We start from the raw sequence: 25,463 nt of genomic DNA, 5'->3' as shown, positions 1-25,463 counted from the left end.
TCAGTCCGTCGCCTCCTCCACCGCGCCCGCCGATCCGTGGACGGTGAACGGGAATCCGATCGCGCCCGGGAAGAGGACGGGCACCTTCAGTGCGACCCGGGCCTTCACGTAGCCGCCCCCGGTCGTGCAGGTCACCTCCGCGTCCCCCCTCCAGGGCCCGGACAGCTTGTCCAGGCCGGCGCGCCGGCAGGCGGCCCCCCGTGCGCCGGGCGCTGCGGCGGTCGCCGCCCGGACCGCCTCGTCTGCGGCATTCCCCGCCAGCGTGAAGGTGTATCCCATGAGCACGCACTGCCACATCAGCACGAGCGTGACGACGATCAGCGGGGTCATGCCGAGGAACTCGATCGTGACCTGGCCGCGGTCCGCGTCCGCGGCGGCGCCCCGCCCGCGGCCGGACGCCGCGTCCCCGTCTGCGGTCCTGCCTGCTGTCCCGGTCATCCCCCGCCCTCCCGACGCCGCCGGAACACCGCGGCCCCGCGGTCGCCGCGGGTTCGGTGGCCGGCCCGGTGGCCGGTGCCGCCGTCGGCGGCCTTGGCCAGCCCGAGTTCTGCGGCCAGGGACCACAGGGCCTGCTTCACGGAGCCCCTGTGGTCGAGGTCGTGCAGGCGGCCGGCGTCCACCGCGGGCTGGAGTTCCTTGAAGTGCGCGGGAACGGCGGTGGCGGCGATGCCGGTTCCGGTGATCTTCTGGATCAGGGGTGGCTGGATCTCGCTGCCGCGGGTGTGCCGGTTGACCACGACGGTGGTCTCCTCCGCCTTGCGGATCTGGAGCCGGTCCCACATCCGCACGGCCCTCTTGGCCCCCCGGACGGCGACCACGTCGGGGGTGGTGACCAGCAGTGCGCGGTCGGCCATTTCGACGGCGGTGGCACCGGCGCCGCCCATCTGGGCTCCGCAGTCGATGACGACGGCCTCGTAGCGGGCGCGCAGGGCGGTGACGAGGTGGCGGGCGGCCCGGTCGGTGACCTCCTCGCCGCGTTCGCCGTCGGCGGGGGCGAGGAGCAGGGCGACACCGGTGTCGTGGACGAAGACGGCGTCGGCGAGGACCCGGGCGGTGATGTCGGTGATCGCGGCGAGGTCGACGACGGAGCGGCGGAACTGCACGTCCAGGTAGGAGGCGATGTCTCCGGTCTGGAGGTCGAGGTCGACCAGTACGGTGCTGCGGCCGGACGCCTGGGCGGCGAGGGCGAGGTGGACGGCGACGACGGTGGCGCCCACGCCGCCCTTGGCGCCGCTGACGGTGACCACGGTGCCGCCGGCGCCGGTGAGCGCGTCGCTGCCGTGCCCGAGGTGACGCCGGACGCCCACCGACCACTGGGCGACCGCCTGTACGCGGTGGGCGAGTTCCTCGTAGGACAGCGGGAGGGCGACGAGGCCGCGGGCGCCGGAGTCCATGGCGGCGGAGAACAGGCCGGGGCCGGCGTCGGAGGTGACCAGGATGACGCCGACGGCGGGGAAGCGCAGGGCGACGTCGCGGATCAGCTCCAGGGCCGGGGCCGGACCGATGAGCTCGTGCACGACGACGACCTCGGGCAGTTCGTCCACCGACTCGGCGGCGAGCCGGGCCAGGGTGTCGATCAGCTGGGTCGAGTCGGTCACCGGGGTCAGCGGCTCGGCGTCGGGGAGCTGGCTGAGCAGGGTGGTGAGGGACCGGACGGCGTCCGCGTCGCCGACCGCCGGGAGGATCCTGGTGGGCATGCGGGCCTCTCACTTGTCCTTGGCGAGTTCGTACGTCCGGTCCCGGTCGGGAACGGTGGAGTCGCTGCCGGGCGCGACCAGGGCGAGGCGGACCCGCTTGGCGAACGACTCGGCGTAGGTGAGGCGCTGGGCGTCGATGGCGGACAGCGCGAAGGTGATGGGGACGGCGTCGGTGGGCTGCTGGGTGCGGTGGTCGGCGTCGGGTTCGAGGGAGGTCAGCCGGCCGACGTCGATGACCTCGGCGTCGGTGACGATGACCCGGGACTGGTCGGGCCGCCCGTTCCGGTCGCCCTCGAAGGTGGCGTAGACGTTGACGGTGGCGCCCGGCCGGATCTTCCCGGCCACTCCGGTCGCCGCGTCGATCAGGATGGCGACCTCCTGCTGGCCGGGTTTCAGGGCCGGCCGGTCGACGATCATGTCGCTCTGCAGCAGTGAGCCCTTGCGCAGGGTGGTGACGGCGATCTTTCCGCGGAGCTCGGCGAGGTCGGTGACGGCGGTGTCCGGCAGCCACCGCTTCGGCATCGTCACCTTCCTGAACCGGTCGGGGGTGAGCGAGGTGTACGGCGGCACGTTGCTCTTGACCTCGTAGGCGGTGACCTTGGGGCCGACCTGTGATTTCACGTTCTGGACGACGGACAGCACGCCGGCGAACGCGCCGAGGGCGCACAGGACGGACAGCAGCAGGAGGATCACGCCGCGGCGCTGACGGGAGTTCATGAGCGGTGCAACCTCATCGGAGTAGCGGTCGAGGGGCGGGGCGGGGGAGGTCAGCCGGTGGGTGGGCGGCCCGCGTAGGGCTCGAGTTCGCCGTGGACGGGCGGGACGGCGGAGCAGAACACGCACCGGTCGCCGATCATGTCGAGTCCGCACCAGTGGCAGGCGTTCCGGCGGACCGAGGCGACGAGTTGGTACAGCACCGGCAGGTCGGGCAGGTGGGCGCAGAACTCGATCGCCCTGCCGGTGCCCCACCAGTCGGCGGACTCGGCGGGCAGCGGCACCTCGCGCAGGCCCTGGGCCCGCCATGCCGGGGCGAGGGAGGAGTTGACCCAGTCGGACTGGAGCTGTCCGCGGGCGACGAGCAGGCAGGTGCCGAACTCGGGTCCCGGCAGGTCGGCTCCGGGGGTCCCGAGGCGTACGATCCTCGGCTCGGGGTGGGCGAGGACGGCGAACTGGCTGCCCGGCACCCAGGAGCGGGCGTGCGCCTTGAGGTCGACGGGGATGCGGTCGAGCCGGGTCAGCGAGCCGAGCACGGCGCCGGCGTGGAGGTAGTGGGTGAGCAGCCGCCCGGCGGAGGCGAGCACGCCGGGACCGAGGTCGCAGGAGGCGAGTTGGCGGAGCTGCCGGGCGAGGACGGCGGTGCCGAGGGGAGGCAGCCCGGGCCGGAACAGGGCGATGCGGTCGCTCTCCAGGAGTGAGCGGATGGTGCGCAGCCGCCGTTCCACTCCGGCCGGGACGGCGTCGGAGCAGACGACGACCAGGTGGCCGTGCTGCTCGGTGAGCGCCCGCACGGCGAGCAGCGCCTGTTCCAGCGGGCGTCGGTCGAGGTCCTGGAGGACGACGGCGGGCAGGGTCCGCTCGTCCTGTGCCGGCAGTGCCAGGTCGGCACTGGTCACGGCAATGGCAGTTGGCACGCGCAGCTCCCCATCCACGCCTGTCGGTTCCCCGGGGTCACTCCGGTGCACCGAGATGACTTCACTGCGTGACTACCTGAGCACTGTATCCACGCGGATGTGGCCGGAGAACAGCGTTTCTCCAGCTGGTTGGGAACGTGTGCCGCACAAGTCACTTCAAAACGGGGCAGGTTGCGCGAGCCGGTGAGCCCGGCGGGGGTCGCGTTCCGGTCTGGACCTCTTGACAGCCGGATTGGTCTGGACCAACTTGTAGGCCAACGGTGGCCACCGTCCCCCGCTCCCCTCTCCCCCACCGGAGGCCCCAGTGCACCGCGCACCAGCACGGCCCAGACTCGTCTGGGCGGGAACCCTCGCGGCCGCCCTCGCCCTCTCCTTCGCCGGTACGGGTCAGGCCTCGGCCGCCGACGTCAACAACGTCGCCAACGCGGGCTTCGAGTCCGGCCTGAGCGGCTGGACCTGCTCCGCGAACAGCGGCACCGCCGTCTCCTCGCCCGTGCACTCCGGCACCGCCGCGCTGAAGGCGGCGCCGACCGGGCAGGACAACGCCCGCTGCACCCAGACGGTCGCCGTGCAGCCGAACTCGACGTACACGCTCAGCGCCTGGGTGCAGGGCGGCTACGCCTACCTCGGCGTCACCGGCACGGGCACCACCGACGTGTCGACCTGGACGCCCGACTCAGCCGCCTGGAAGCAGCTGTCGACCGCCTTCACCACCGGCGGCTCCACGACCTCGGTCACCCTCTACACGCACGGCTGGTACGCCCAGTCGCCCTACTACGCCGACGACATCGCGGTGTACGGACCCGACGGAGGAGGCGGCGGCACCCCCGCCCCGACGGTGCCGGCCGCCCCGGCCGCCCTGGCGGTCTCCGGCACGACGTCCTCGTCGGCGTCACTGACCTGGGACGCGGTACCGGACGCGACGGGATACAACGTCTACCGCGACGGCACCGAGGTGGCCTCGACGACCGGCACCACCGCGACGGTCGGCGGGCTGGCGGCCGCCACGGCCTACGGCTTCCAGGTGTCCGCGACCAACGCGGCGGGCGAGTCGCCCCTGTCGGCCGAGGTGACCGCCACGACCGCGCCGTCCGACGGCGGCGGAGGCGGAGGCGGAGGCGGAGGCGGCGACGTCCCGAAGCACGCCGTGACCGGCTACTGGCAGAACTTCGACAACGGGGCGACCGTCCAGCGGATCTCGGACGTCTCCTCCCAGTACGACATCATCGCGGTCGCCTTCGCCGACGCCACGACCACACCGGGCGCGGTCACCTTCAACCTGGACTCGGCCGGGCTCGGCGGCTACACCGTCGACCAGTTCAAGGCGGACATCAGGGCCAAGCAGGCGGACGGGAAGAAGGTCGTCGTCTCCGTCGGCGGCCAGAACGGCACCGTGTCCATCCGGGACTCCGCCTCCGCCGCGAACTTCGCCGACTCGGTGTACACGCTGATGCAGACGTACGGCTTCGACGGCGTCGACATCGACCTGGAGAACGGCATCGACGCGACCTACATGACGCAGGCCCTGCGGTCGCTGTCCGCGAAGGCCGGCCCCTCGCTGGTGCTGACGATGGCCCCGCAGACCATCGACATGCAGTCGCCCTCGAGCGGCTACTTCAAGACCGCGCTGAACGTCAAGGACATCCTCACCGTGGTCAACACCCAGTACTACAACAGCGGCTCCATGCTCGGCTGCGACGGCAAGGTCTACTCGCAGGGCTCGGTCGACTTCCTCACCGCCCTCGCCTGCATCCAGTTGCAGGGCGGCCTCGACCCGTCGCAGGTCGGCCTCGGCGTCCCCGCCTCGACGAGCGGCGCCGGCAGCGGCTACGTGTCGCCGACGGTGGTCGACGACGCCCTGGACTGCCTCACCCGGGGCACCGGCTGCGGCACCTTCAAGCCGGCCACCACCTGGCCGGGACTGCGGGGCGCCATGACCTGGTCGACGAACTGGGACGCGGCCGCGGGCAACGCCTGGTCGAACGCGGTGGGGCCGCACGTGCACGCACTGCCGTAGGGCGCGGACCCCGGATGTGACACCCGGCACACCCCCTCCGGTGCATGCCCGGCCGCCCCACCCGGCGGCCGGGCATTCCGGCGTGAAAGGGGTCCTTCCGGACGCCTGCTGTGCGCCGCGTCCGAGAATCCCCGGAGATCGCTGTGAAACATTTCCCGGGGCCCGACGCATCAGAGAGGTGAAGGCAGCACACACCCGCCACTGCGACAGGGGGAGCAGATGAGACAGGTCCGCGCGGAGGAGTACGCGGAATTCGCGGCGGCACGCGCAGGCCACCTGTACCGGTCGGCGTGCCTGCTCACCGCGGGCGACACCCACCTCGCCGAGGACCTGGTGCAGGAGACCCTGGGGCGGATCTACGTCCGCTGGGGGCGGGTCTCCCGCGTCGCCAATCCCGCCGGGTACGCGCAGACGGTCCTCACCCGGACCTTCCTGGCCCACAAGCGGCTGCGCCGGAGCGGCGAGCGCGCCACCGACGTGCTGCCGGAGGTCGCCGCGGCCGGAGCGGACGCCTCGCTGCGGCTGACCCTGCTGGACGCGCTGGGGCGGCTGCCCGCCAAGGACCGGGCGGTGGTGGTACTGCGCTACTGGGAGGACCGGTCCGTGCAGGAGACCGCCGACGTGCTCAACGTCAGCTCGAGTGCCGTCCGGACCAGGAGCGTCCGCGCCCTCGGGCGGCTGCGGGACCTGCTGGGCGAGGACATCGCCGCGTACTCCCGCCCCTGAGGCCGCCCTCCCGGCCGGGTCGGCGGGGCTCCCGCCCGCCCCGCCGCCACGTCCCTCCCGTCCCACCCCTCTCATCGACTCAGCCGGAACGGTGGTTTGCCATGCCCGTCGACCAGCACAGCAGCCCGTACAGCGGCTCGCCCGACGACCCCTTCGAGACCCGTGTCGCCACCGCGCTGCACCAGGCGGGCGGCGTCTTCGACACCGACCGTGCCGCGCTCGCGGCCGCGGGCGCGGCACGCGGCCGGCGGAAGCTGCTGCTGCGGCGCGCCGCCGTCATGGGCGGGGTGACGGGCGTGGCGCTCGCCGGGGTGGGCGGCACGCTGCTGATCCCCTGGGGCCCGGAGGGCACCGATCCGGCACAGCGCTCGTCGGTGGCGGCCTCGCCCCGGCCGTCGGCCTCGGCATCGGCGTCGGCGTCGGCGTCGGCTTCCGCCGCCCCGGTCACCAAGGAGCAGGTGCTCCGGACCTTCGAGAAGCTGATGCCCGAGGGGAAGTACACCAAGGAGGAGGGGCGCGGCACCGAAGGGAGGATCCCCGTGCCGTACGCCTCGATGGTCTACGACGACGGCGACGGGCCCGGGGCGGTCGCCGTCACCCTGCAGCGGGTGCAACCGGGCAGCAAGGCGGCCCGGGACTCGGTCAAGTGCCCCGACAAGGTGTTCACCCCGTACGACGACTGCACCACGAGCCGGCTGTCCGACGGGTCCGTGATCACGATCGTCAAGGGCTACGAGTACCCGGACCGGCGGGTGGACACCAAGATGTGGCAGGCGGAGCTGATCACGCCGAAGGGGCAGCACGTCAGCGTGCGGGAGTGGAACGCGGCCGCCGAGAAGGGGTCGCCGGTCAGCCGCCCGGAACCTCCGCTGAGCGCCGAGCAGTTGACACAGCTCGCCTCGGCCGCCGAGTGGCGCCCGCTCGCCGACGCCGCCCCGGCGCCCAACCCGCCCCACGAGCAGCCCTCGGCCCCCTCGGTCGGCGGCCATCCCCGGGCCACGCTGATCGCGCTGCTGCCCGCGGGCCTGAAGGTGGTCGGCAGGAGCGACGAGGAGGACAGCGAGTACGCGTACGTCGTCGTCGACGACGGCAAGGGCAGGACCCTGGTGCAGGTCAACGTGCAGCCGAACATGCTGGACGTCGAGGGCCAGCTCTTCCGCGCGAGATCCGAGACCCTGCCCGACGGCACCCGGGTCGCCGAGCACAAGGGCAACGGCGAGAGCGCCGGCATGGTGATGTGGACGGTCGACACCATGCGCTCCGACGGGCGCCGGGTCGTGATCTCCGCGTTCAACGCCGGCACGCAGCACGGGCCGGCCACCCGGTCCACGCCCGCGCTGAGCATGGCGCAGATGCGGAAGATGGCCCTCAGCCCGCAGTGGTGGTCCGGCACGAAGGGCTGACCGGCACGCGGACACGACACCGTCGCCGGCGACGGCACCGGCGACGGCACGGGCACGGGCACGGGCACCGGCACCGGCACCCGACCCGGCGTACCGCTTCCGCAATGCCGGTCGCGGTACGCCCCGGGGAGCCGGTCGCGCGGGGCGTCCGCGCGACCGGCGTCCGTGTCGGTGCCGTCCCGGGCTCAGTCGTCCCCGTCGCCGCCGCTCTCCTCGACCGCGCCGCCCGCGTCACTCTCGTCGTCCGCCCCGCCGGCTTCGTCCGCGCCGTCGTCGAAGTAGGCGTCCAGCACGGCGTCCAGCCGCTCCTCCCAATCGGCGAAGAGCGAGCGGGCGGTCGCCTCGATCTCGATCGGGTACCAGCGCCGGTCAGGTGTGTGGACGGTGACGGTGAACCGCTTGCCGAAGCGGCCGGTCTCCGTCTCCACCGCGCCGATCTCGTCCCAGCGGAACTCGCACGCCTGGTCGTCCAGCGCGAGCCGGACACCCCGGTGATCGGCGACTATCCGCGCGCGGCGGTCGGCGGCCTCGAAGACGGGGCCGTCGGGGTCCTCCTCCGGGCCGTCGGCGGAGTCGGCCGCGTCGCCGGAGCCGGACGGCCACCCGGCCTCCGGCGGCTCCTGCACCGACTCCTCGCCCTCCTCGCCGAGGGCGCGCTCCGGTTGCGCGTCCTCCGGCTCCTCGGACGCGGGCGACGTGAGCCCGGGGATGAAGGCCGGGTCGAATCCGGCGCCTTCCAGGGGCTGGCTGCTCGAACCTATGCGCTGCTCCACAGCGGGCAGTATGGTCGACGATCCTGTGTCGGGTGCAACTCGGCCCCGTATTCGTTATCAGACTCCAATCCGACCGGCTCCCCCCGACGAGCAGAACCAGCTGATCAGGGAGGCTCCATGCCCGCCGACAGTCCCGCCGAGGCCTTCGCCCGGCTCGCCGCGGAACGCGTCGACCACCGCTTCAGGGGCCTGCCCCCGGACGCCGGCGGGCTGACCGTCGGGGAGCTGGCCGCCCAGCGCCGCAACCTGTTCACCGGAGGGTTCACCACACCGGTGCTCACGCTGTCCGCCGAACGGCTGGAGCACAACCTGAAGCTGATGCAGGCGTACACGTCGCGGCACGGCCTGGTCCTCGCGCCGCACGGCAAGACCTCCATGGCCCCGGAGCTGTTCCGGCGCCAGATCGAGCACGGCGCCTGGGGCATCACGCTGGCGGTGCCGCACCAGGTGCGGGTGGCCAGGGCCTTCGGGGTGGACCGGATCTTCCTCGCCAACGAACTCGTCGACGCCGCGGCACTGCGCTGGATCGCCGCCGAACAGGCCGCCGACCCGGATTTCCGGCTGGTCTGCTACGTGGACTCGGTGCGCGGGGTCGCGTTGATGGACCGGGCCCTTGAGGGGACGGCCGAGCGGCCGCTGGACGTGGTCGTCGAACTGGCCGCCGGGGACGACGCGCGCACCGGCGTCCGCACCGCGGCCCAGGGCAGGGCGGTCGCCGAAGCGGTGTCGGCCGCGCCCACCCTGCGGCTGGTGGGCGTCGCGGGCTACGAGGGAGAGGTTCCGCAGCCGAGCGCGGAGCGGGTGCGGGCCTGGCTGCGTCAGCTCGTCGCGCTCGCCGCCGCACTGGACCGGGACGGGCGCTTCGCGGCGGCGGACCGGATCGTCGTCAGCGCGGGCGGCAGCGCCTGGTTCGACGCGGTGGCCGAGGTGTTCGGCGAGCTGCCCGAACTGTCCCGGCCGGTGCTGAAGCTGCTGCGTTCGGGCGCCTACGTCGCGCACGACGACGGCCACTACCGCAGGCTCACCCCGTTCAACCGGGTGCCCGAGGAGGGCGCCCTGGAGCCCGCGTTCCGCCTGTGGGCCCAGGTCGTCTCCCGGCCGCGGCCCGACCGCGCCTTCCTCAACGCGGGCAAGCGCGACGCCGCCCACGACCTCGACCTGCCCCTGGCCCGGGTGGTGCGGCCCGCGGACGGCGGACCGGAGCGCCCCGCCGACGGTGTCGCCGTCACCGCCCTGTCCGACCAGCACACCTGGTTGCGTACGGGCCCGGAGGCCGTCCTGGAGGTGGGTGACTGGGTCGGCCTGGGCCTGTCGCACCCGTGCACCGCCTTCGACAAGTGGTCCCTGATCCCGGTCGTTCGGGCGGACGGCACGGTCGTCGAATACCTGCGCACCTTCTTCTGAGGAGGAGTCCGGTGGACGCTCTGGTCATCGGGAGGCGCCGGCGGACAGGTGAAGGGCCACCCGAGCGTGATCGTGGCGGTACTGTTCAGCTCCCGCGGGTTCCCGGCACAGTCTGCTCGGCCCAGATGACCTTGCCGTCATCGGTGTAGCGCGTGCCCCAGCGCTCGGAGCACTGGGCCACGAGGAAGAGGCCCCGTCCGCCCTCGTCCATGGTGGCCGCATAGCGCAGATGCGGCGAGGTGCTGCTGTGGTCGGAGACCTCACAGGTCAGCGTGTGGTCGCGGATCAGCCGCATTTTGATCGGCCCAACGGCATGGTTCATGGCGTTGGTGATCAGTTCACTGACGATCAGCTCCGTGGTGTCCACCAGATCCTCCAGTTGCCACTCCACGAGGCGAGCGGAGAGGTCGGCGCGGACCTGGTGAAGGGCGGCGGGGTCGGACTCCACGTCCCACTCGGCGACCTGCCCGGCCCCCAGCACCCGCGTACGAGCGACGAGCAGCGCGATGTCGTCGGTCTGGGGCTGCGGATGCAGGGCGTCGAGCACGGCGGCGCAGGTCTGTTCGGGCAACGGGTCGGCGCGTGCCAGCGTCTCGCGGAGCAGCCGGAGCCCGTCGTCGATGTCCTGGTCACGACGCTCGACGAGGCCGTCGGTGAACAGAACGAGCCTGCTGCCCTCGGGCAGCCGAAACTCGGCGGACTCGAAGGGCAGTCCGCCGACGCCGAGAGGAATGCCGGCCGGTACGTCCAGGAACTCCACCGTCCCGTCAGGGCGGGCTAGCGCGGGCTTCAAGTGGCCGGCCCTGGCGATAGCGCAGTTGCCGGACACAGAGTCGTAGATCGCGTACAGGCAGGTGGCGCCGGTGACGGTGGTCTTGTCGCCGGCCGCGATCACGTCCAGGTCGATGAGGGTGACCAACTCGTCGAGGTGCCTGAGGAGTTCGTCGGGTGCCAGGTCGAGGGAGGAGAAATTGTGCGCGGCCATGCGCAGCTGCCCCATGGTGGCTGCGGCATGCACTCCGTGCCCTACGACGTCGCCGATGACCAGCGCGATCCTGGCGCCCGGCAGCGGGATGACATCGAACCAGTCGCCGCTGGCTCCCTCCTGCGCGGGCAGGTAACGCGAAGCGGCCTCGACGGCGTTCTGTTCGGGAAGCGCGCGGGGCAGCAGTCTGCGCTGGAGCGCCACGGCCATGCCGTGCTCGCGGGTGTAGCGGCGCGCGTTGTCGAGGGACACGGCGGCTCGGGCTGCCAGTTCGGCCGCGAGGGCGAGATCGTCCGGCTCGAAAGGCTCCGGCTTCTCCGAGCGCCAGAAGGTGACGACACCCAGCAGCACACCGCGGGCGGACAGCGGGGCCGCGACGAGCGAATGGATTCCGTAGTCGATGACGCTGGAGGCACGTGCGGGATCGATCGCCTGCCATCCAGGGGAGTCCCTCAGACGAGGCACCATGACGGCCTGCCCGCTCTCGACACTGCGGGCCTGTGGCGAGGACGGCACGAAAGTGATCAGGTCACCGACGGCGAAGAGGGGAGCGTCGTCCCGGATGCCGCTGAGGGCCACGCGCCGCATCGGCGTGCCGCTGCTGGTGACTGTGCCGTTCGCTCCCGGTTCGTCGCCACGCAGCACCGGCTCGGCGAGGTCGACGCTGAGGAAGTCCGCGAAACGCGGAACCGCGACCTGCGCCAGCTCTTCGGCGGTCCGTGTCACGTTGAGGGTGGTGCCGATGCCGCCGGTCGCGTCGTAGAGCAACTTCAATCGCCGCCGGACCAGTTCGACCCTCTGAGACGCCTCGCCGATCATCTCCATCACCACGTCGGAACCCACCTCCTCCCCTCCGGCCACCGCGCTGATCGCAAGTCGCGCGGACGCCGCGCCCACCGAACCGGCAAGCTGGGATTCCGCGTGATGGACAAGCTCCGGAGACGCCTCTGCCGCCAGTGATTCGGGGCGCGCCCCAGGGTAGGAGTACAACGCCCGCTCGCCGGCCTCGCGCCCGAGGAAGCGTTCGAGCACGGTCCGCAGTTCGCCGACCGTGGCGCGGACCTGCCAGCGCCGCTCGCCGACGGGTTCCGAGAGGATGTCGACGAACTGCACCGCCTGCGCCCGCTCTGCCGCGTCCGGTCGGCCGGCGAGGGAGACCGCAACATACCCGCCGACGTTCAGCAGGGCACTCCAGAACATCGAATGGCCGACCGGGTCCATTCCCGTCAGACCGAAGAGCTGCTGCGGTCGGAGTTGCCCGATGCCGAGCGGGCCCTCACGCAAGAACGAGGTCGGTAGCAGCCCGGATTCGGCGAAGGCCGGCAGCAAAAGGGTGTAGGCCCAGACAGTAACCCCCGCCACCAGGCCGACCAGCACACCGCGGCGGGTACCACCCCTCCAGAACAGGCCGCCCAGGATGGCGGGCGTGAACTGTGCGACAGCCGCGAACGACACCAGGCCGATCTCCACCAGCGACTGGCCCTCGCCTGCAAGCCGAAAGTACGCGTACCCGAGCAGGAGGATCAGCACGATGGTGGCCCGGCGGATGCCCAGTACCAGCCAGGTGAGGTCGTCTCGGCGCGTCAGCCTGGACCCGCTGCGCAGCAGCACCGGCATCACGAGTGAGTTCGACACCATGGTGCTGAGCGCGATGGTATCGACGATGATCATGCCGGTGGCCGCGCTGAGGCCGCCGATGAAGACGAACAGTGCCAGTCCCTGCTGTCCTTCGGCAATCGGCAGGGTCAGTACGTAGGTATCGGCGCTGACGTCGTTTCCGAAGCGCAGTAGCCCGCCTGCTGCGATCGGAAGCGTGAAGAGACTGATCCCGAAGAGGTACAGCGGGAGTAGCCATATCGCCCGCTTGAGGTGACCCTCGTTGACGTTCTCCACCACGGTGACCTGCCACTGCCGGGGCAGCAGCACGATTGCCAGCATGGACAGCACCGTGAGCCACATCCATTGGCCGTAGCCGGTCTCCCCTTGCAGCGTGAACAGCGTGGTGAGGCCGGCGTCCGACGCCTGTGAGAACAGGTCGCCGAATCCCCCGAACATTCCGAAGGTCACGAAGAGCCCAGCCGAGAGGAACGCCACGAGCTTGACCACGGACTCGAACGCGATGGCTGCGACCATGCCCTCATGGCGTTCGGTGGCGTCCAGGTGACGGGTGCCGAAGAGGATGGTGAATGCGGCGAGCAGCAGCGCCACGTACAGCGCGGTGTCCTGGTGCAGGGGGATCCGCCCGAGCCCCGAGGTCTCGACCGTGGGGTGCCGCAGAGCGATCTCGAAGGTGTTGGAGACCGCTTTGAGCTGCAGGGCGATGTAGGGAACGATCCCGACCACAGCGATGATCGTCACCAGACCGCCCAACGCCGCGCTCTTGCCGTAGCGGGCGGAGACGAAGTCGGCCAGCGAGGTGATCCGGCGCCGGCGACTGATGCGGATGATCCTGCGCAGCACCAGCCAGCCCAGTGCGAGCATGAGCGTCGGCCCCAGGTAGACCGGCAGGAAGCCGACTCCAGCCGTGGTGGCCCGGCCCACGCTGCCGTAGTAGGTCCACGAGGTGGCGTACACCGCAAGGGACAGCGCGTAGATCGTGCCGTTGTCGATGAGGCTCCGCCCGGCTTCCGCCCGCCGGTCACCGTAGAAGGCCACGGCGAAGAGAACGCCGAGGTACGCGACCGAAGCAGCGATGACGACCCAGGTCTGCAGCACGGTACTACCTTGATCTGCCACCGATGACGGCGACCAGGGCGATCACGATCGCCCAGACGAGAAACAGGTAAGCCCCGAGAACCGGGATACCGAAGACCTGGTCGACGTGGTCGAATCGCGCCAGGAACGGCGGAGTGATCAGCAGGAACCCCAATGCTCCGACAGCCGCCAGGCGCTGTGCGAGTTGTTCATCGTCTCGCGACCGAGACATGGATCACCTCCGCATCCCATGCGCACCCAGGGTAACAATTCGCGTACTCAAAGTACACGAAAATGGCGCATTCGCACTCCCGAGCCGGGGCCGGGCGTCCGGCGGACCGCGCGGTGACGCCCTACGGCTTGGGCAGCACGCAGTCGCTGCGGCCGAGGTCGAGCTTGTTGTCGAGGCCGAAGCAGTCGGGGATCAGGTAGGTCTCCTCGGCGTAGTTGATGCCCTCGCGGACGGTCACGGTGCCGTTCTCGTCGACCTCGCAGGGGTTGTTGACCGTGCAGGTCTCGCCGTCCTCGTTGCCGGTGTTGTTGACGGCGACCACCTGGCCGGTGGTCTTGTCGATGACGGGCGAGCCGGACGTGCCGCCGATGGTGTCGCAGGCGGAGGTGTAGCGGACGGAGTCCTTCCAGGTCCAGCCGCCCTCCTTGAGGCGGTACACGAACCCGTCGACGGAGCAGTTGTAGATGTTCCTCCAGTAGCCGGAGACGACGGCGATGGGGGTGCCGGCGACCGGATGGGTGTCGCTCAGGGTCAGCGCGTCGATGCCGTAGCGGTTCCGGATCTGCGCGTAGGTGCGGGTGAGCTGGTAGATCGTCACGTCGGTGTCGGTCATGGTCGAGTAGGCGACCTTGCTCGCGCGCAGGGTGCCGATCCGCCAGCCGGAGGAGCTGAGCAGCCCGAAGGAGCGGGAGGACGGCTGGTCGACGATGACCTCGCCGGGCTCGGGGAAACCCGTCTCCAGGCAGTGGCCGTTGGTGAGGACGAGGGCCGGGTCGTCGTCCTGGGAGGCGGGGAGGCGTACGACGGAGCCGGAGCAGTTGCTGAGCGAGACGGTTCCGGCGAAGTCGACGGACTGTGCCGCGGACGCGTGGGCCGGTGCCGCGGACGCGTGGTCCGGTGCGGCGGCTGCCGGTACCGCGCCGGCCCCGACGATCGCCAGGGCGGACAGCGCGGCGGCGAGAGGCTTGTTCATGTGGGGGTCCCCTCTGATGGCTCTCATGGCGGGGCGGCCGGAGGTCGTCCGGCCACCCTGATTTGTCATGCGCATTGTGAGCGCGTGGGAGGGGTGCGACAAGGAGGCGTTTTCGGCCGCCGACCCCGCACCCGGGCGGTCCGGATACGGGGTCGGCGACACCGGCACGGGCGGCCGGCGGCACGGCGGCCGGCGGGTCGAGGGCACGACCGGGCGACGGCGCAGGTGAGCCGGCGGCCCGGACCGGCCGGGGCTCAGACCGGCTGCCGGCCCAGCGTCTGCGCGGCGGTCCCCGTGCGCTGCATCCGGTGCCAGCGCAGCCTGTTGCCCAGCAGGGCGGTCACCACCGACTGGACCACCACGAGGTACATCAACTGCCGGTACACGAAGATCTGCAGCGGCAGCGTCCACAGCGGCTCGAACCGCTCCCCGTCCAGGCGGAGGGCGTAGACCGCACTGACGACCTGGACGGCGGTGAAGCCGAGCCAGACGACGCCCGCCTGCGCCGCGCTCCGGAAGCACAGGCCGTAGACGGCGAAGACGTCGACGAGAGGGGCGAGCAGCGGCAGCAGGGTCTGGAAGACCGCCAGGTAGGTCAGCCCGCGGCGGCCGAACCTGCCCCCCGCACCGTGCTCGACGAGGGCGCGGCGGTGCTTCCACATCGCCTGCAGGGTGCCGTAGCACCAGCGGTAGCGCTGCTTCCACAGCTGCTTCACCGTCGAGGGCGCCTCGGTCCAGGCGATCGCCGACTCCTCGTACACCACGCGCCAGCCGGCCCTGCACAGCGCCATGGTCAGGTCGGTGTCCTCGGCGAGGGTGTCCTCGCTGACCCCGCCGACCCCGGCGAGCGCCTGCCGCCGGAAGGCGCCGATCGCGCCGGGTACGGTCGGCATGCACTCCAGGACGTCGAACATCCGGCGGTCGAGGTTGAAGCCGATGACGTACTCGAGGTGCTGCCAACGGCCCAGCACGCCCGTCCGGTTGCCGACCTTGGTGTTGCCGCTGACCGCGCCCGCACGCGGGTCGGACAGCGGCTGGATCAGCCGCTGGACGGCGTCCGGCTCGAAGACCGTGTCACCGTCGATCATCACCACGATGTCCGTCGACGTCCGGGACAGGCCGGTGTTGAGGGCGGCGGCCTTTCCCGCGTTGGGCTGGCGTACCACCGTCACCCTGGGGTCCTCGGCGCGCACCGACTCGGCGATCTCGTGGGTGCGGTCGGACGAGCCGTCGTCCACGACGACGATGTGGAGCCGCGGGTGCGTGGAGGCGAGCAGCGAGCGCAGGGTCGCCTCGATACCGGCCTCCTCGTTGTAGGCGGGCACGATCACGGTGACCGGGTCGGTCAGCGGTGGCGCGCGGCGGCCGCGCCGCCGCCTGCCGCGGGTGCGGCGCAGGTGGACCCGGGCCGCCGTGAACAGCAGTACCAGCCGGGCCAGCGTGAGCGCGCCCGCGGCGACCATGAGCCAGGTCATGCCGTCGGCGAAGGCCCGGGAGAGGGCCTGCGCCCACACCACGGCCCGGCCCTTGGCCCGGTCGAGGCCGGATGCCGGGTAGGTGGCACCGGTCAGGCCCAGCGCGGCACCGACGGTGGTGAAGCGCAGGTGCGGGGCGGGCGGGTGGGCGAGCAGTCGCGCGGTCTCGGTCACGGCCCGCGGTGAGCCGGTGTACTGGCGGATCGCGCCCTCGGCCGGATTCCTGCCGGGGGCGTCGGCGGCGACCAGGACGTAGCCGTCCTCGACCGCCCTCCGGCCCGCCTCCCACTCGGCGCCGCACAGCGAGGTCACCGCCGCCGTGTGCGGCAGCCTCAGCAGGCGGGTGCCGAGTCCGGAGGTGCCCGCGAGGGCGTTCTGGGCCAGCGCCAGCTCCAGGCGGGCGCGGACCGGACCCGCCTGGGCGAGGTCGGCGTCGCTGTAGGTGTGGGAGCCGATCTCGTGGCCCTCGTCGCGGATCCGGCGGACCAGGTCCGGGTGGGCGGCCGCCGCGCTGCCGGAGAGGAAGAAGGTGGCCTTGGCGTGGTGCGCGGCCAGCACGTCGAGCAGGCGCGGGGTCCAGGCCGGGTCGGGTCCGCCGTCGTAGGTCAGGGCCACGGTGCGGGCGGGCGGCCGAGCCGTGCGCAGCCGTCCGCCGGCCTCGCTGACCACCGGCCCGGCCGTGCGCACCGATGCCGGTGCGCGGGCGCAGTCGGCGGCGGGGGCCGCGGTGGGCGCGATCTCGTGCCGCCCGTACCCGGCGAACAGCAGCGCCGTCGCGGCGACGGCGAGCGTCAGGCCGAGCAGCAGCCAGTGCGCACGGGGATCACGGCGCCGGGCGTGCCGCCGCTGGAGGCGGGGCGGCCCGGCCGGAGGCGCCGGCACGGCGCGGGCCGACGGGGCGGCGGCACGGGGGCCGCCGGGCGGCGGGGCGGTGCGGGCCGGCCCGGGCAGGCGGGCGGCTCGCGGTCGTCGGCTCACTTGGGTCCCTTGCTGGCCCCCTGGCCTCGGCCGGGGGCGTCGCCGGAGTGTCCCCGCCCCGGTGCGGTCGAAGTGGCGGCCGTGGTCGCGGGCGCCGCGGAGGGCTGGGGGGCGCCGCCGCCCGAGCCGCCGGACGCGGCGGGGGTCGGCGCGGTGGTCGACCCGGCGGTCGCGCCGCCGGACGCGGAGCCGGTCGGCACGGGGGCGGGTGCCTCGGCGCCGGCGGTCGGGGCTCCGGCGGGCGGCGAGCCGGTCGCGGTCGACCGGCCGTCGTCCTGCTGCACGCCGTCGTCCTGCCCGTTGCCCCAGGGCAGCGGGCCCCCGGAAGGCCCGGAGCCGAACAGTCCGGCCACGACGACGACGATGAACAGCACGCAGGCCGCGCCCAGGGCTATCGCCGCCCGGCGCACCAGCCGACCGCGCCGGCCCGTCCCGTCGACGAACACCGAACCGTCGGGGTCGTCCGGGACGGCGCCTTCGGGCCCCGCGTACCCGGGGTCGGGCGGCTCGTCCCGAGGCCCGTGGAGGTCCTGCCCCGGCCCGGGCGGGGCGGCGGGGTGCGCGGACGGGCCGGACGGGGTGCGGTCCGGCGGCTCGCCGACCGGTGGGCCGGCTTCCGCCACCAGTGGCAGCGGCCGGGTGTCGTCGTACGCGTTCTGCCAGCCGTGGGCGGCGGCCGGGTCCGTGTACTGGTCGTAGGCGGGGGCTTGCACGGCATACGGGTGGTACACGTTCGGCTGAACGCCGGGACCGCCCGCCGCCGGGTGCGTGCCGGGCACTCCGGGGGCTCCGGGTTCGGCTTGCGCGCCCGGCGCACCCGGTGCGGCCGGTACGCCCGATTCGGCCGGCACACCGGTATCAGCTGGTACGCCCGATTCGGCGGGTGCGCCGTACGGCCCGTTGCCGTACTGCGGGGGACTGGACATGGCGGCGCATTGTAGAGACGTGAGCGCAGGCGGGACAGCTCTCGGCGATAACCGAGCAAAACGCCCGTCTCACGTGGCGGAAAACACGGCCCGCGAGGCGTTACCGCGCCGTAAGCTCCTGGACATGCAGGTGATCCAGTCGACCAAGCTCGCCAACGTCTGTTACGAGATCCGGGGCCCGGTACTCGAGGAGGCGATGCGGCTCGAGGCCGCCGGGCACCGCATCCTGAAGCTGAACACCGGCAATCCGGCCGCCTTCGGCTTCGACTGCCCGCCGGAGATCCTGGAGGACGTCCTCCGCAACGTCTCCACGGCACACGGCTACGGCGACGCCAAGGGCCTGCTGGCGGCCCGCCGCGCGGTCGTCATGCACAACCAGACGCTCGGCGTCGAGACGGACGTCGAGCACGTCTTCATCGGCAACGGCGTCTCCGAGCTGATCGTGATGGCCATGCAGGGCCTGCTGGACGACGGCGACGAGGTGCTGGTCCCGGCCCCCGACTACCCGCTGTGGACGGCCGCCGTGTCGCTGTCCGGCGGCACGGCCGTGCACTACCGGTGCGACGAGCAGTCGGACTGGATGCCCGACCTCGCGGACGTCGAGCGCAAGGTCACCGACCGCACCAAGGCCATCGTGGTGATCAACCCGAACAACCCCACCGGCGCGGTCTACGACGAGGCGGTGCTCCGGGGGCTGACCGACATCGCCCGCCGGCACAACCTGCTGGTCTGCTCCGACGAGATCTACGACAAGATCCTCTACGACGACGCCGTGCACACCCCGACCGCCGCCATCGCACCCGACCTGCTGACGCTCACCTTCAACGGAATGTCCAAGGCGTACCGGGTGGCCGGGTACCGGGTGGGCTGGATGTCGATCTCGGGCCCGCGGGCGCACGCCGCGTCCTACATCGAGGGCCTGACCATCCTGGCCAACATGCGGCTGTGCGCCAACATGCCGGGCCAGCACGGGGTGGTGGCCGCGCTCAGCGGCCGGCAGACGATCAACGACCTGGTGCTGCCCGGCGGACGGCTGAAGGAGCAGTTGGACACCGCCTACGAGCTGCTGACGCAGATCCCGGGCGTGACCTGCGTCCGGCCGAAGGGGGCGCTGTACCTGTTCCCGCGGCTCGACCCCAAGGTCTTCAAGATCAAGGACGATCGGCGGATGGTGCTGGACCTGCTGCGCCGCGAGAAGATCATGGTGGTGCAGGGCACCGGCTTCAACTGGCCCGAGCCGGATCACTTCCGCGTGGTGACGCTGCCGTCGGTCGGTGACCTGCGCGACGCCATGGACCGGATCGGGCACTTCCTGGACGGCTACAGCCAGCCCTGACAGCCCGGACCGCTGCAGCCGGCTGACGGGCGGCCGCCCCCGGACCGCTACCGCCGGCCCGACCCTGTGGACCGCTGCGGTCGGCCCGCGCCGGGCGTCACCCTCGGTGGGCATGCGGCCCTGTTTTGTGCAAGGCACAAATTTAGACCAAATCCAAGCTAGGATGGTCTTCTGTCCGCACGCAGGAGGCCGTCCCATGTACGAACCGATCCGCCCCAAGTCGGTCCACAGCACGACGGCCGACACCCCCGCGGACTTCCCCCACCGCTCCCGCGAGGAGGAGCTGGACATCCAGCTCTCCGGCCATCTCGCCGCGCTGCTCGCCGTCACGGACGAGCTGCGGGCCGCGGCCCCCTCACCCGTACTGGACACGGCGGCCGAGCGGCTCGCCGCGCAGGTGGCGCGGTTGCGGGGAGGGCATGCACCGGTCCGTGCGGCGGGGGACGACCGGGAACCGGACCCCGGCGCCCTGCACCGTCGCGCCCACGCCCTCGCGGGCCGCGCTCTGGTGGTCGCGGCGTCGCGGGCCGACACCGCGGCGGCGATCCTCGCCGCCGAGCAGATGGACGTGCACGCCGCGGCCCTGGAGCCGGTCGCCCTGGCGGCCCGCTGAGCACACCTCCGGGCCCGGCACGGCCGCGTCCGCGGCCGGGTGCGCGGAAAGGAGAGCGGGCAGGGGGCCCGCACGCCGTTGTGCGGGCCCGCGTTCGTGACTCTGCCCGCCCGCGGCCGGCCTGACGATCACTGGTCAGGGCTCCCATCGGGGCCGGCCGCGGGGGTTTGCGGGGGGACGGGTTCAGCCCAGGCGCTGCACCAGCGCGCGGTACTCGTCCCACAGTTCCTTCGGCGTGTGCTCGCCGAAGGTGTTGAGGTGCTCGGGGACCAGGGCGGCCTCCTCGCGCCAGACCTCCTTGTCGACGGTGAGCAGGAAGTCCAGGTCGCCGTCGGAGAGGTCGAGGCCGTCGGTGTCCAGGGACTGCCTGGTCGGCAGGATGCCGATCGGGGTCTTGACCCCGTCGGCCTTGCCCTCCAGGCGCTCCACGATCCACTTCAGGACGCGGCTGTTCTCACCGAAGCCGGGCCAGACGAAGGAGCCCTCGTCGTTCTTGCGGAACCAGTTGACGTAGTAGATCCTCGGCAGCTTCGCCGGGTCCGCGGACTGGCCGACCTCGATCCAGTGGCCCATGTAGTCGCCCATGTTGTAGCCGCAGAACGGCAGCATCGCGAACGGGTCGCGGCGCAGTTCGCCGACCTTGCCCTCGGCGGCCGCGGTCTTCTCGCTGGCCACGTTGGCGCCGAGGAAGACGCCGTGGTTCCAGTCGAAGGACTCCGTCACCAGCGGAACGGCGGTGGCGCGGCGACCGCCGAAGAGGATCGCGGAGATCGGCACGCCCCGCGGGTCCTCCCACTCGGGGGCGATGATCGGGCACTGGGCGGCCGGGGTGGTGAAGCGGGCGTTGGGATGGGCGGCGGGCTCGCCCGACTCCGGCGTCCAGTCGCGGCCCTTCCAGTCGGTCAGGTGGGCCGGGGTCTCCTCCGTCATGCCCTCCCACCACACGTCGCCGTCGTCGGTGAGCGCGACGTTGGTGAAGACGGAGTTGCCCCACAGCGTCTTCATCGCGTTGGCGTTGGTGTGCTCGCCGGTGCCGGGGGCGACGCCGAAGAAGCCGGCCTCGGGGTTGATGGCGTACAGGCGGCCGTCCTCCCCGAACCGCATCCAGGCGATGTCGTCGCCGATCGTCTCGACCGTCCAGCCCGGGACGGTCGGCTCCAGCATGGCGAGGTTGGTCTTGCCGCAGGCACTCGGGAAGGCGGCGGCGACGTACCGGGACTCCCCGTGCGGCGGGGTGAGTTTGAGGATCAGCATGTGCTCGGCGAGCCAGCCCTCGTCCCGCGCCATGACGGAGGCGATGCGCAGGGCGTAGCACTTCTTGCCGAGCAGGGCGTTGCCGCCGTAGCCGGATCCGAAGGACCAGATCTCGCGGCTCTCCGGGAAGTGGGAGATGTACTTGGTGCTGTTGCAGGGCCAGGGGACGTCCGCCTGGCCGGGCTCCAGCGGGGCGCCGACGGAGTGCACCGCCCTGACGAAGAAGCCGTCCTCGCCGAGCTCGTCGAGGACCGGCTGGCCCATCCGCGTCATGGTGCGCATGGAGGCGGCGACGTACGCCGAGTCGGTGATCTCCACCCCGATCGCGGAGAGTTCGGAGCCGAGGGGGCCCATGCAGAAGGGCACGACGTACATGGTCCGGCCGCGCATCGAGCCGCGGAAGACGCCCTGCTCACCGGAGAACACCTCGCGCATCCTGGCGGGGTCCATCCAGTGGTTGGTGGGGCCGGCGTCCTCCTCCTTCTCGGAGCAGATGAAGGTCCGGTCCTCGACGCGCGCGACGTCGGTGGGATCGGAGGCGGCGTAGTAGGAGTTGGGGCGCTTGATCGGGTCGAGCTTCTTGAAGGTGCCCTTCGAGACGAGCTCCTCGCACAGTCGCTCGTACTCGGCCTCGGATCCGTCGCACCAGACCACGTTGTCCGGCTGGGTCAGTTCGGCGATCTCGTCGACCCACGAGATCAGTTGCTGGTGGTTGGTCCGGCTGACGGGGGGAGCCGCGATGTCGCGCGCCACGATCGCTCCTAGGTGAGGGATTTTTTTCCTTTTTGCCCCGTGGGGGCCGCGGCCCGGATGCTTCGCAGTGTGCACTGTTGGCGCTCATCCGGTACCGACCGCACTCATTTGATCATCCGACGTCCATGCCCATCTGTCCAGGGGGCGTCACAGGTGAGCAGCGTGAGGAACGCCACGATTTCGATGTTTCTTTGCGTCCGCTTGACGTTGGGCCGGATTTCTTGAAGGTCGACGGGTACCCCGGTGAGACGATGGCCACTCTTCGACGGTCATCGCGGCAGACCGATACGCCACTTACGGTCGCGTAGGTACGATGCCGCCCATGACTGCGTCCGCCTCCGACGCGCACCCGGAGACGCCGGCCGCCGGCCGCGGTTCTGGAGCGCCCTCGCTTCCCCGTCAGATCGCCGGGACGATCCCCCACCCCCGGAAGCCCAAGCTCCGCGGCTGGCTGCACCTGGGCATGTTCCCGGCCGTGCTGATCGCCGGACTGGTGCTCACCGCGCTCGCCGATTCCGCGCGCGGGCGGATCGCGTGCGGGATCTACGTACTCACGGCCTGCCTGCTGTTCGGCGTGAGCGCGCTGTACCACCGGGGGAACTGGGGCCCGCGCATGGACGGCGTGCTGCGCCGCCTCGATCACGCCAACATCTTCCTGATCATCGCGGGCACCTACACCCCGCTGACCCTGCTGCTCCTGCCGGGCGCCAAGGGGCAGTGGCTGCTGTGGGGCATCTGGGCGGCGGCTGCGGCCGGGATCGTCTTCCGGGTGTTCTGGGTCGGCGCCCCCCGCTGGCTCTACACGCCCTGCTACATCGCGATGGGCTGGGCGGCCGTCTTCTTCCTGCCCGACTTCCTGCGCGCCGGGGGTATCGCCGTCCTGGTGCTGGTCATCGTCGGCGGTGTCCTCTACAGCGCGGGCGGCGTGGTCTACGGCATCAAGCGCCCCAACCCCTCACCGAGCTGGTTCGGTTTCCACGAGGTCTTCCACTCCTTCACCCTGGCCGCGTTCGTCGTCCACTACGTCGGGATCTCACTGGTCGCCTACCAGCACGGATAGCGCGCACCGCACCTCCGCCCCCCAGGGCCACGGCTTCCCGCCGTGGCCCTTTCCGGTGCGCCCGGACATCTCCCGCCCGTCCACCGCCACCCCTGCGGGCCACCACCCCCAGCAGGCCGGCGCTCCCCGCGCAGCCACCGGCGAACACGCCTCCCATTATTGACGGTAACCGCTTTTTGAGAGCTACTGTCATTTCATGGATACTCTCATCAACGCGCCGGAGGTCCGGCGCGACCCGCGCCGCTGGTGGGCCCTGGGCGCCCTGGTCGCCGCCCTGCTGGTGCTCGGCTTCGACATGACGATCCTCAACGTGGCCCTGCCGACCATGGCCGGCCGGCTCTCCGCCACCACCGGCGAGCAGCAGTGGATGGCGGACGCCTACGTCGTCGTCCTCGCCGCGCTGATGCTCCCCGCCGGCCTGCTCGGCGACCGCTTCGGACGGCGCCGGATGCTCATCACCGGGCTCGGCGTCTTCCTCGGCGGCTCCCTGCTGGGCTCCCTCGCCGCGGACGTGCCCGAGGTGATCGCCGCCCGGGTGGTGATGGGCGTCGGCGCGGCTCTGGTGATGCCGCTCGCCCTGTCCGTGCTGCCCTCGCTGTTCGCGCCCGACGAACGGACCAGGGCCGTCGGCCTGGTCTCGGCCGCCTCGGCACTCGGCCTGCCGCTCGGACCGATCACCGGCGGCTGGCTGCTCGGCCACTTCTGGTGGGGTTCGGTCTTCCTGATCAACGTCCCGACGGCCGCCCTCTCCATCGCCGCCTGCGTCTTCCTGCTCCCCGAGAGCCGCGATCCGGCCTCCCCCGCGGTCGACGCCGTCTCCACCGCGCTCACCGTCTCCGGCCTCGCCGCCCTCGTCTACGCCGTCATCGAGGCGCCCGGCAGGGGCTGGAGCGACCCGCTGGTGCTCGCCGCGGCGGCTGCCGCCGCCGCACTGCTGACCGGACTGGTCCTGCGGGAGCGGCGCGCCGCCAGGCCCCTGCTCGACCTGGCGCTCCTCGCCCACCGCGGCTTCCTGCTCCACACCCTCGCCGCGACGCTGGTGATGTTCACCCTGTCCGGCCTGATGTTCGTGCTGCCGCCCTACCTCCAGGCCGTCCTCGGGCACGACGCCTTCGGCACCGGGCTCCGGCTGCTTCCGATGATGGGCGGGCTGCTGGTCGCCGCCCGGGGAGCGCAGCCGGTCGTCGCCCGCCTCGGCTCCCGCGCCGTCATCTGCGCGGGGCTGGCGCTCCTCGCCTTCGCCGCCTTCCTCGGCAGCCGCACCACGGTGGATTCCGGCTACGGGTTCACCGCGCTGTGGCTGTCGATCGCCGGCACCGGCTTCGGCTTCTCGGTGGTGCCGGCGATGGACGGCGCGCTCGCCGCCCTGCCCGCCGGCCGGGCGGGCAGCGGGTCCGGCCTGCTGACGACCCTGCGGCAGGTCGGTGGCGCGATCGGCATCGCCCTGCTGGGCAGCCTGCTCGCGGGCGCCTTCCGGGACCGGCTCGACACGACCGGACTGCCCGCGCCGGCCGCCGGCACGGCCGGCGAGTCGGTGGTGGCCGCACACCGGGTCGCCGGGGAGACCGGATCGGCCCGCCTGGCGGTCTCCGCCGACGGCGCGTACCTGCACGGGATGACCGTGGTCCTGCTGGTGTGCGGGGTCGCGGCACTGATCGCCGCGGTGCTCGCCGCCGCTTTCCTGCCCGGCACCGCGGCCGGGGGCACGACCGCGGACCGGGACACGGCGGACCGCGACACCGCAGACCGGGACACCGCAGACCGGGACACGGCGGACCCCGACACCGCAGACCGCGACACCGCGGCGCCTGCAGCGGACGGCGCCGCCGCCGTCCCGGCCGTGGCCCCGCCGGAGGCCGATGGCCGACAATGACCCCCATGACGGCCCCGCACCCCTCCTCCGCTCCCACCGACCGCGACCGCCCCGGCCTGCGGGAGCGGAAGAAGATCAAGACCCGGACGGCGATCCGCGACGCGACGTACGCGCTGATCGAGGAACAGGGCTACGACGCCACCACCGTCGAGCAGATCGCCGACCGCGCCGAGGTCTCGCCGTCGACCGTCTTCCGCTACTTCCCGACCAAGGAGGACATCGTCCTCACCGACGAGTACGACCCGATCCTGGAGGCGGAACTGCGGGCCCGGCCCGCCGACGAGCCCTGGGCGGACTCGCTGCGGTACGTGCTGCGCCGGGGCGTCGGCTTCGGCACCGGCGAGGAGGGCGAGGTCACCCGGCTCCGCAGCCGGCTGGTGAGCGAGGTGCCGGCGGTGCGCTCGCGGATGATGGAGAGCATCTCGGTCACCGGCCGCATGCTGGCCCGGGCCATCGCCGAACGCACCGGCCATGACCCCGACGGGCTGGAGGTGCGGGTCCTGGCGGCGTCCCTCGTCGGCGGGCTGATGGAGGTCATGCAGTACTGGGCCGAACACGACCACGCCGACGGCCTCGGAGATCTGGTGGACCGCGCCCTGGACGTCATGGAGCACGGCCTGCCCGCCGGGAAACCCCGCGGCAACGACGTGGCACCGTGAC

At 72.2% G+C, this 25,463-nt stretch carries 20 protein-coding genes; 9 read left to right on the top strand and 11 right to left on the bottom strand.

Annotation, left to right across the window (positions count from 1 at the left end; translation table 11 throughout):
• From ACL02U_RS05225 to ACL02U_RS05210, 4 genes are read right to left on the bottom strand one after another with little or no spacing between them, the layout of a single operon-like run.
• Complete coding sequence (locus ACL02U_RS05225) at positions 1–438, bottom strand: TadE/TadG family type IV pilus assembly protein (protein WP_412789439.1); 438 nt, start codon at positions 436–438, stop codon at positions 1–3.
• Entirely contained in the window at positions 435–1,697 is a 1,263-nt protein-coding gene (locus tag ACL02U_RS05220) for an AAA family ATPase (protein WP_412789438.1), read from the bottom strand. The genes ACL02U_RS05225 and ACL02U_RS05220 overlap by 4 nt, the downstream gene beginning before the upstream one ends.
• Before the next feature lie 9 nt (positions 1,698–1,706).
• Positions 1,707–2,414, bottom strand: coding sequence for a Flp pilus assembly protein CpaB (gene cpaB, locus ACL02U_RS05215; RefSeq protein ID WP_412789437.1), 708 nt, complete (start codon positions 2,412–2,414; stop codon positions 1,707–1,709).
• 50 nt (positions 2,415–2,464) lie between these two features.
• Positions 2,465–3,328, bottom strand: coding sequence for a hypothetical protein (locus tag ACL02U_RS05210; protein WP_412789436.1), 864 nt, complete (start codon positions 3,326–3,328; stop codon positions 2,465–2,467).
• A gap of 304 nt (positions 3,329–3,632) precedes the next feature.
• Between ACL02U_RS05210 and ACL02U_RS05205 the strand changes: the two genes are divergently transcribed.
• The 3 genes from ACL02U_RS05205 to ACL02U_RS05195 all read left to right on the top strand — a co-directional run bounded on the left by ACL02U_RS05205 (position 3,633) and on the right by ACL02U_RS05195 (position 7,474).
• The gene (locus ACL02U_RS05205; protein ID WP_412789435.1) at positions 3,633–5,345 is read left to right on the top strand and encodes a chitinase; all 1,713 of its coding nucleotides are present in this window, start codon (positions 3,633–3,635) and stop codon (positions 5,343–5,345) included.
• 219 nt (positions 5,346–5,564) lie between these two features.
• On the top strand, positions 5,565–6,071 hold the full coding sequence (locus ACL02U_RS05200; protein ID WP_412789434.1) for a SigE family RNA polymerase sigma factor: 507 nt from the start codon (positions 5,565–5,567) through the stop codon (positions 6,069–6,071).
• A gap of 101 nt (positions 6,072–6,172) precedes the next feature.
• The gene (locus tag ACL02U_RS05195) at positions 6,173–7,474 is read left to right on the top strand and encodes a hypothetical protein (protein ID WP_412789433.1); all 1,302 of its coding nucleotides are present in this window, start codon (positions 6,173–6,175) and stop codon (positions 7,472–7,474) included.
• A 185-nt stretch (positions 7,475–7,659) separates the two neighbouring features.
• Here ACL02U_RS05195 and ACL02U_RS05190 read toward each other — a convergent pair whose 3' ends face one another.
• Entirely contained in the window at positions 7,660–8,247 is a 588-nt protein-coding gene (locus tag ACL02U_RS05190; RefSeq protein ID WP_412789432.1) for a hypothetical protein, read from the bottom strand.
• Positions 8,248–8,364: 117 nt separating this feature from the next.
• Here ACL02U_RS05190 and ACL02U_RS05185 point away from each other — a divergent pair, with 117 nt between their 5' ends.
• The gene (locus ACL02U_RS05185) at positions 8,365–9,651 is read left to right on the top strand and encodes an amino acid deaminase (RefSeq protein WP_412789431.1); all 1,287 of its coding nucleotides are present in this window, start codon (positions 8,365–8,367) and stop codon (positions 9,649–9,651) included.
• Positions 9,652–9,736: 85 nt separating this feature from the next.
• On the opposite strand, the gene ACL02U_RS05180 is transcribed toward ACL02U_RS05185, so the two are convergent.
• The 5 genes from ACL02U_RS05180 to ACL02U_RS05160 all read right to left on the bottom strand — a co-directional run bounded on the left by ACL02U_RS05180 (position 9,737) and on the right by ACL02U_RS05160 (position 17,914).
• Positions 9,737–13,351: a SpoIIE family protein phosphatase gene (locus ACL02U_RS05180; RefSeq protein WP_412789430.1), complete on the bottom strand. Its 3,615-nt coding sequence runs from the start codon at positions 13,349–13,351 to the stop codon at positions 9,737–9,739.
• Positions 13,352–13,355: 4 nt separating this feature from the next.
• The gene (locus tag ACL02U_RS05175; protein WP_412789429.1) at positions 13,356–13,562 is read right to left on the bottom strand and encodes a hypothetical protein; all 207 of its coding nucleotides are present in this window, start codon (positions 13,560–13,562) and stop codon (positions 13,356–13,358) included.
• Between the two features lie 121 nt (positions 13,563–13,683).
• Positions 13,684–14,535 (bottom strand): S1 family peptidase, encoded by an 852-nt coding sequence (locus ACL02U_RS05170; protein WP_412789428.1) that lies wholly within the window; start codon positions 14,533–14,535, stop codon positions 13,684–13,686.
• A gap of 254 nt (positions 14,536–14,789) precedes the next feature.
• Positions 14,790–16,988, bottom strand: coding sequence for a bifunctional polysaccharide deacetylase/glycosyltransferase family 2 protein (locus ACL02U_RS05165; protein WP_412789427.1), 2,199 nt, complete (start codon positions 16,986–16,988; stop codon positions 14,790–14,792).
• Entirely contained in the window at positions 16,985–17,914 is a 930-nt protein-coding gene (locus ACL02U_RS05160) for a hypothetical protein (protein ID WP_412789426.1), read from the bottom strand. Before ACL02U_RS05160 ends, ACL02U_RS05165 begins: the two co-directional genes overlap by 4 nt.
• A gap of 124 nt (positions 17,915–18,038) precedes the next feature.
• On the opposite strand from ACL02U_RS05160, the gene ACL02U_RS05155 reads away from it, so the two are divergent.
• Positions 18,039–19,250, top strand: a complete 1,212-nt coding sequence (locus ACL02U_RS05155) for a pyridoxal phosphate-dependent aminotransferase (RefSeq protein ID WP_412789425.1) — start codon at positions 18,039–18,041, stop codon at positions 19,248–19,250.
• Positions 19,251–19,446: 196 nt separating this feature from the next.
• Complete coding sequence (locus ACL02U_RS05150; protein ID WP_412789424.1) at positions 19,447–19,863, top strand: hypothetical protein; 417 nt, start codon at positions 19,447–19,449, stop codon at positions 19,861–19,863.
• A 183-nt stretch (positions 19,864–20,046) separates the two neighbouring features.
• Here the strand turns inward: ACL02U_RS05150 and ACL02U_RS05145 are convergent, their stop codons facing one another.
• On the bottom strand, positions 20,047–21,870 hold the full coding sequence (locus ACL02U_RS05145; RefSeq protein ID WP_412789423.1) for a phosphoenolpyruvate carboxykinase (GTP): 1,824 nt from the start codon (positions 21,868–21,870) through the stop codon (positions 20,047–20,049).
• A gap of 322 nt (positions 21,871–22,192) precedes the next feature.
• Here ACL02U_RS05145 and trhA point away from each other — a divergent pair, with 322 nt between their 5' ends.
• From trhA to ACL02U_RS05130, 3 genes are all read left to right on the top strand, one after another.
• Complete coding sequence (gene trhA, locus ACL02U_RS05140; protein WP_412789422.1) at positions 22,193–22,930, top strand: PAQR family membrane homeostasis protein TrhA; 738 nt, start codon at positions 22,193–22,195, stop codon at positions 22,928–22,930.
• Between the two features lie 196 nt (positions 22,931–23,126).
• Positions 23,127–24,803, top strand: coding sequence for an MFS transporter (locus tag ACL02U_RS05135; protein WP_412789421.1), 1,677 nt, complete (start codon positions 23,127–23,129; stop codon positions 24,801–24,803).
• A complete protein-coding gene (locus ACL02U_RS05130) occupies positions 24,800–25,462 on the top strand; it encodes a TetR/AcrR family transcriptional regulator (RefSeq protein WP_412789420.1) in 663 nt (220 codons plus the stop codon). Before ACL02U_RS05135 ends, ACL02U_RS05130 begins: the two co-directional genes overlap by 4 nt.
• Position 25,463: the final 1 nt, after the last annotated feature.

The sequence above is a fragment of the Streptomyces sp. MS06 genome, from assembly GCF_047200655.1.
GTDB lineage: Bacteria > Actinomycetota > Actinomycetes > Streptomycetales > Streptomycetaceae > Streptomyces.
Note: the sequence above shows the minus strand (reverse complement) of the source record. Positions and strands in the feature narration are given on the sequence as shown.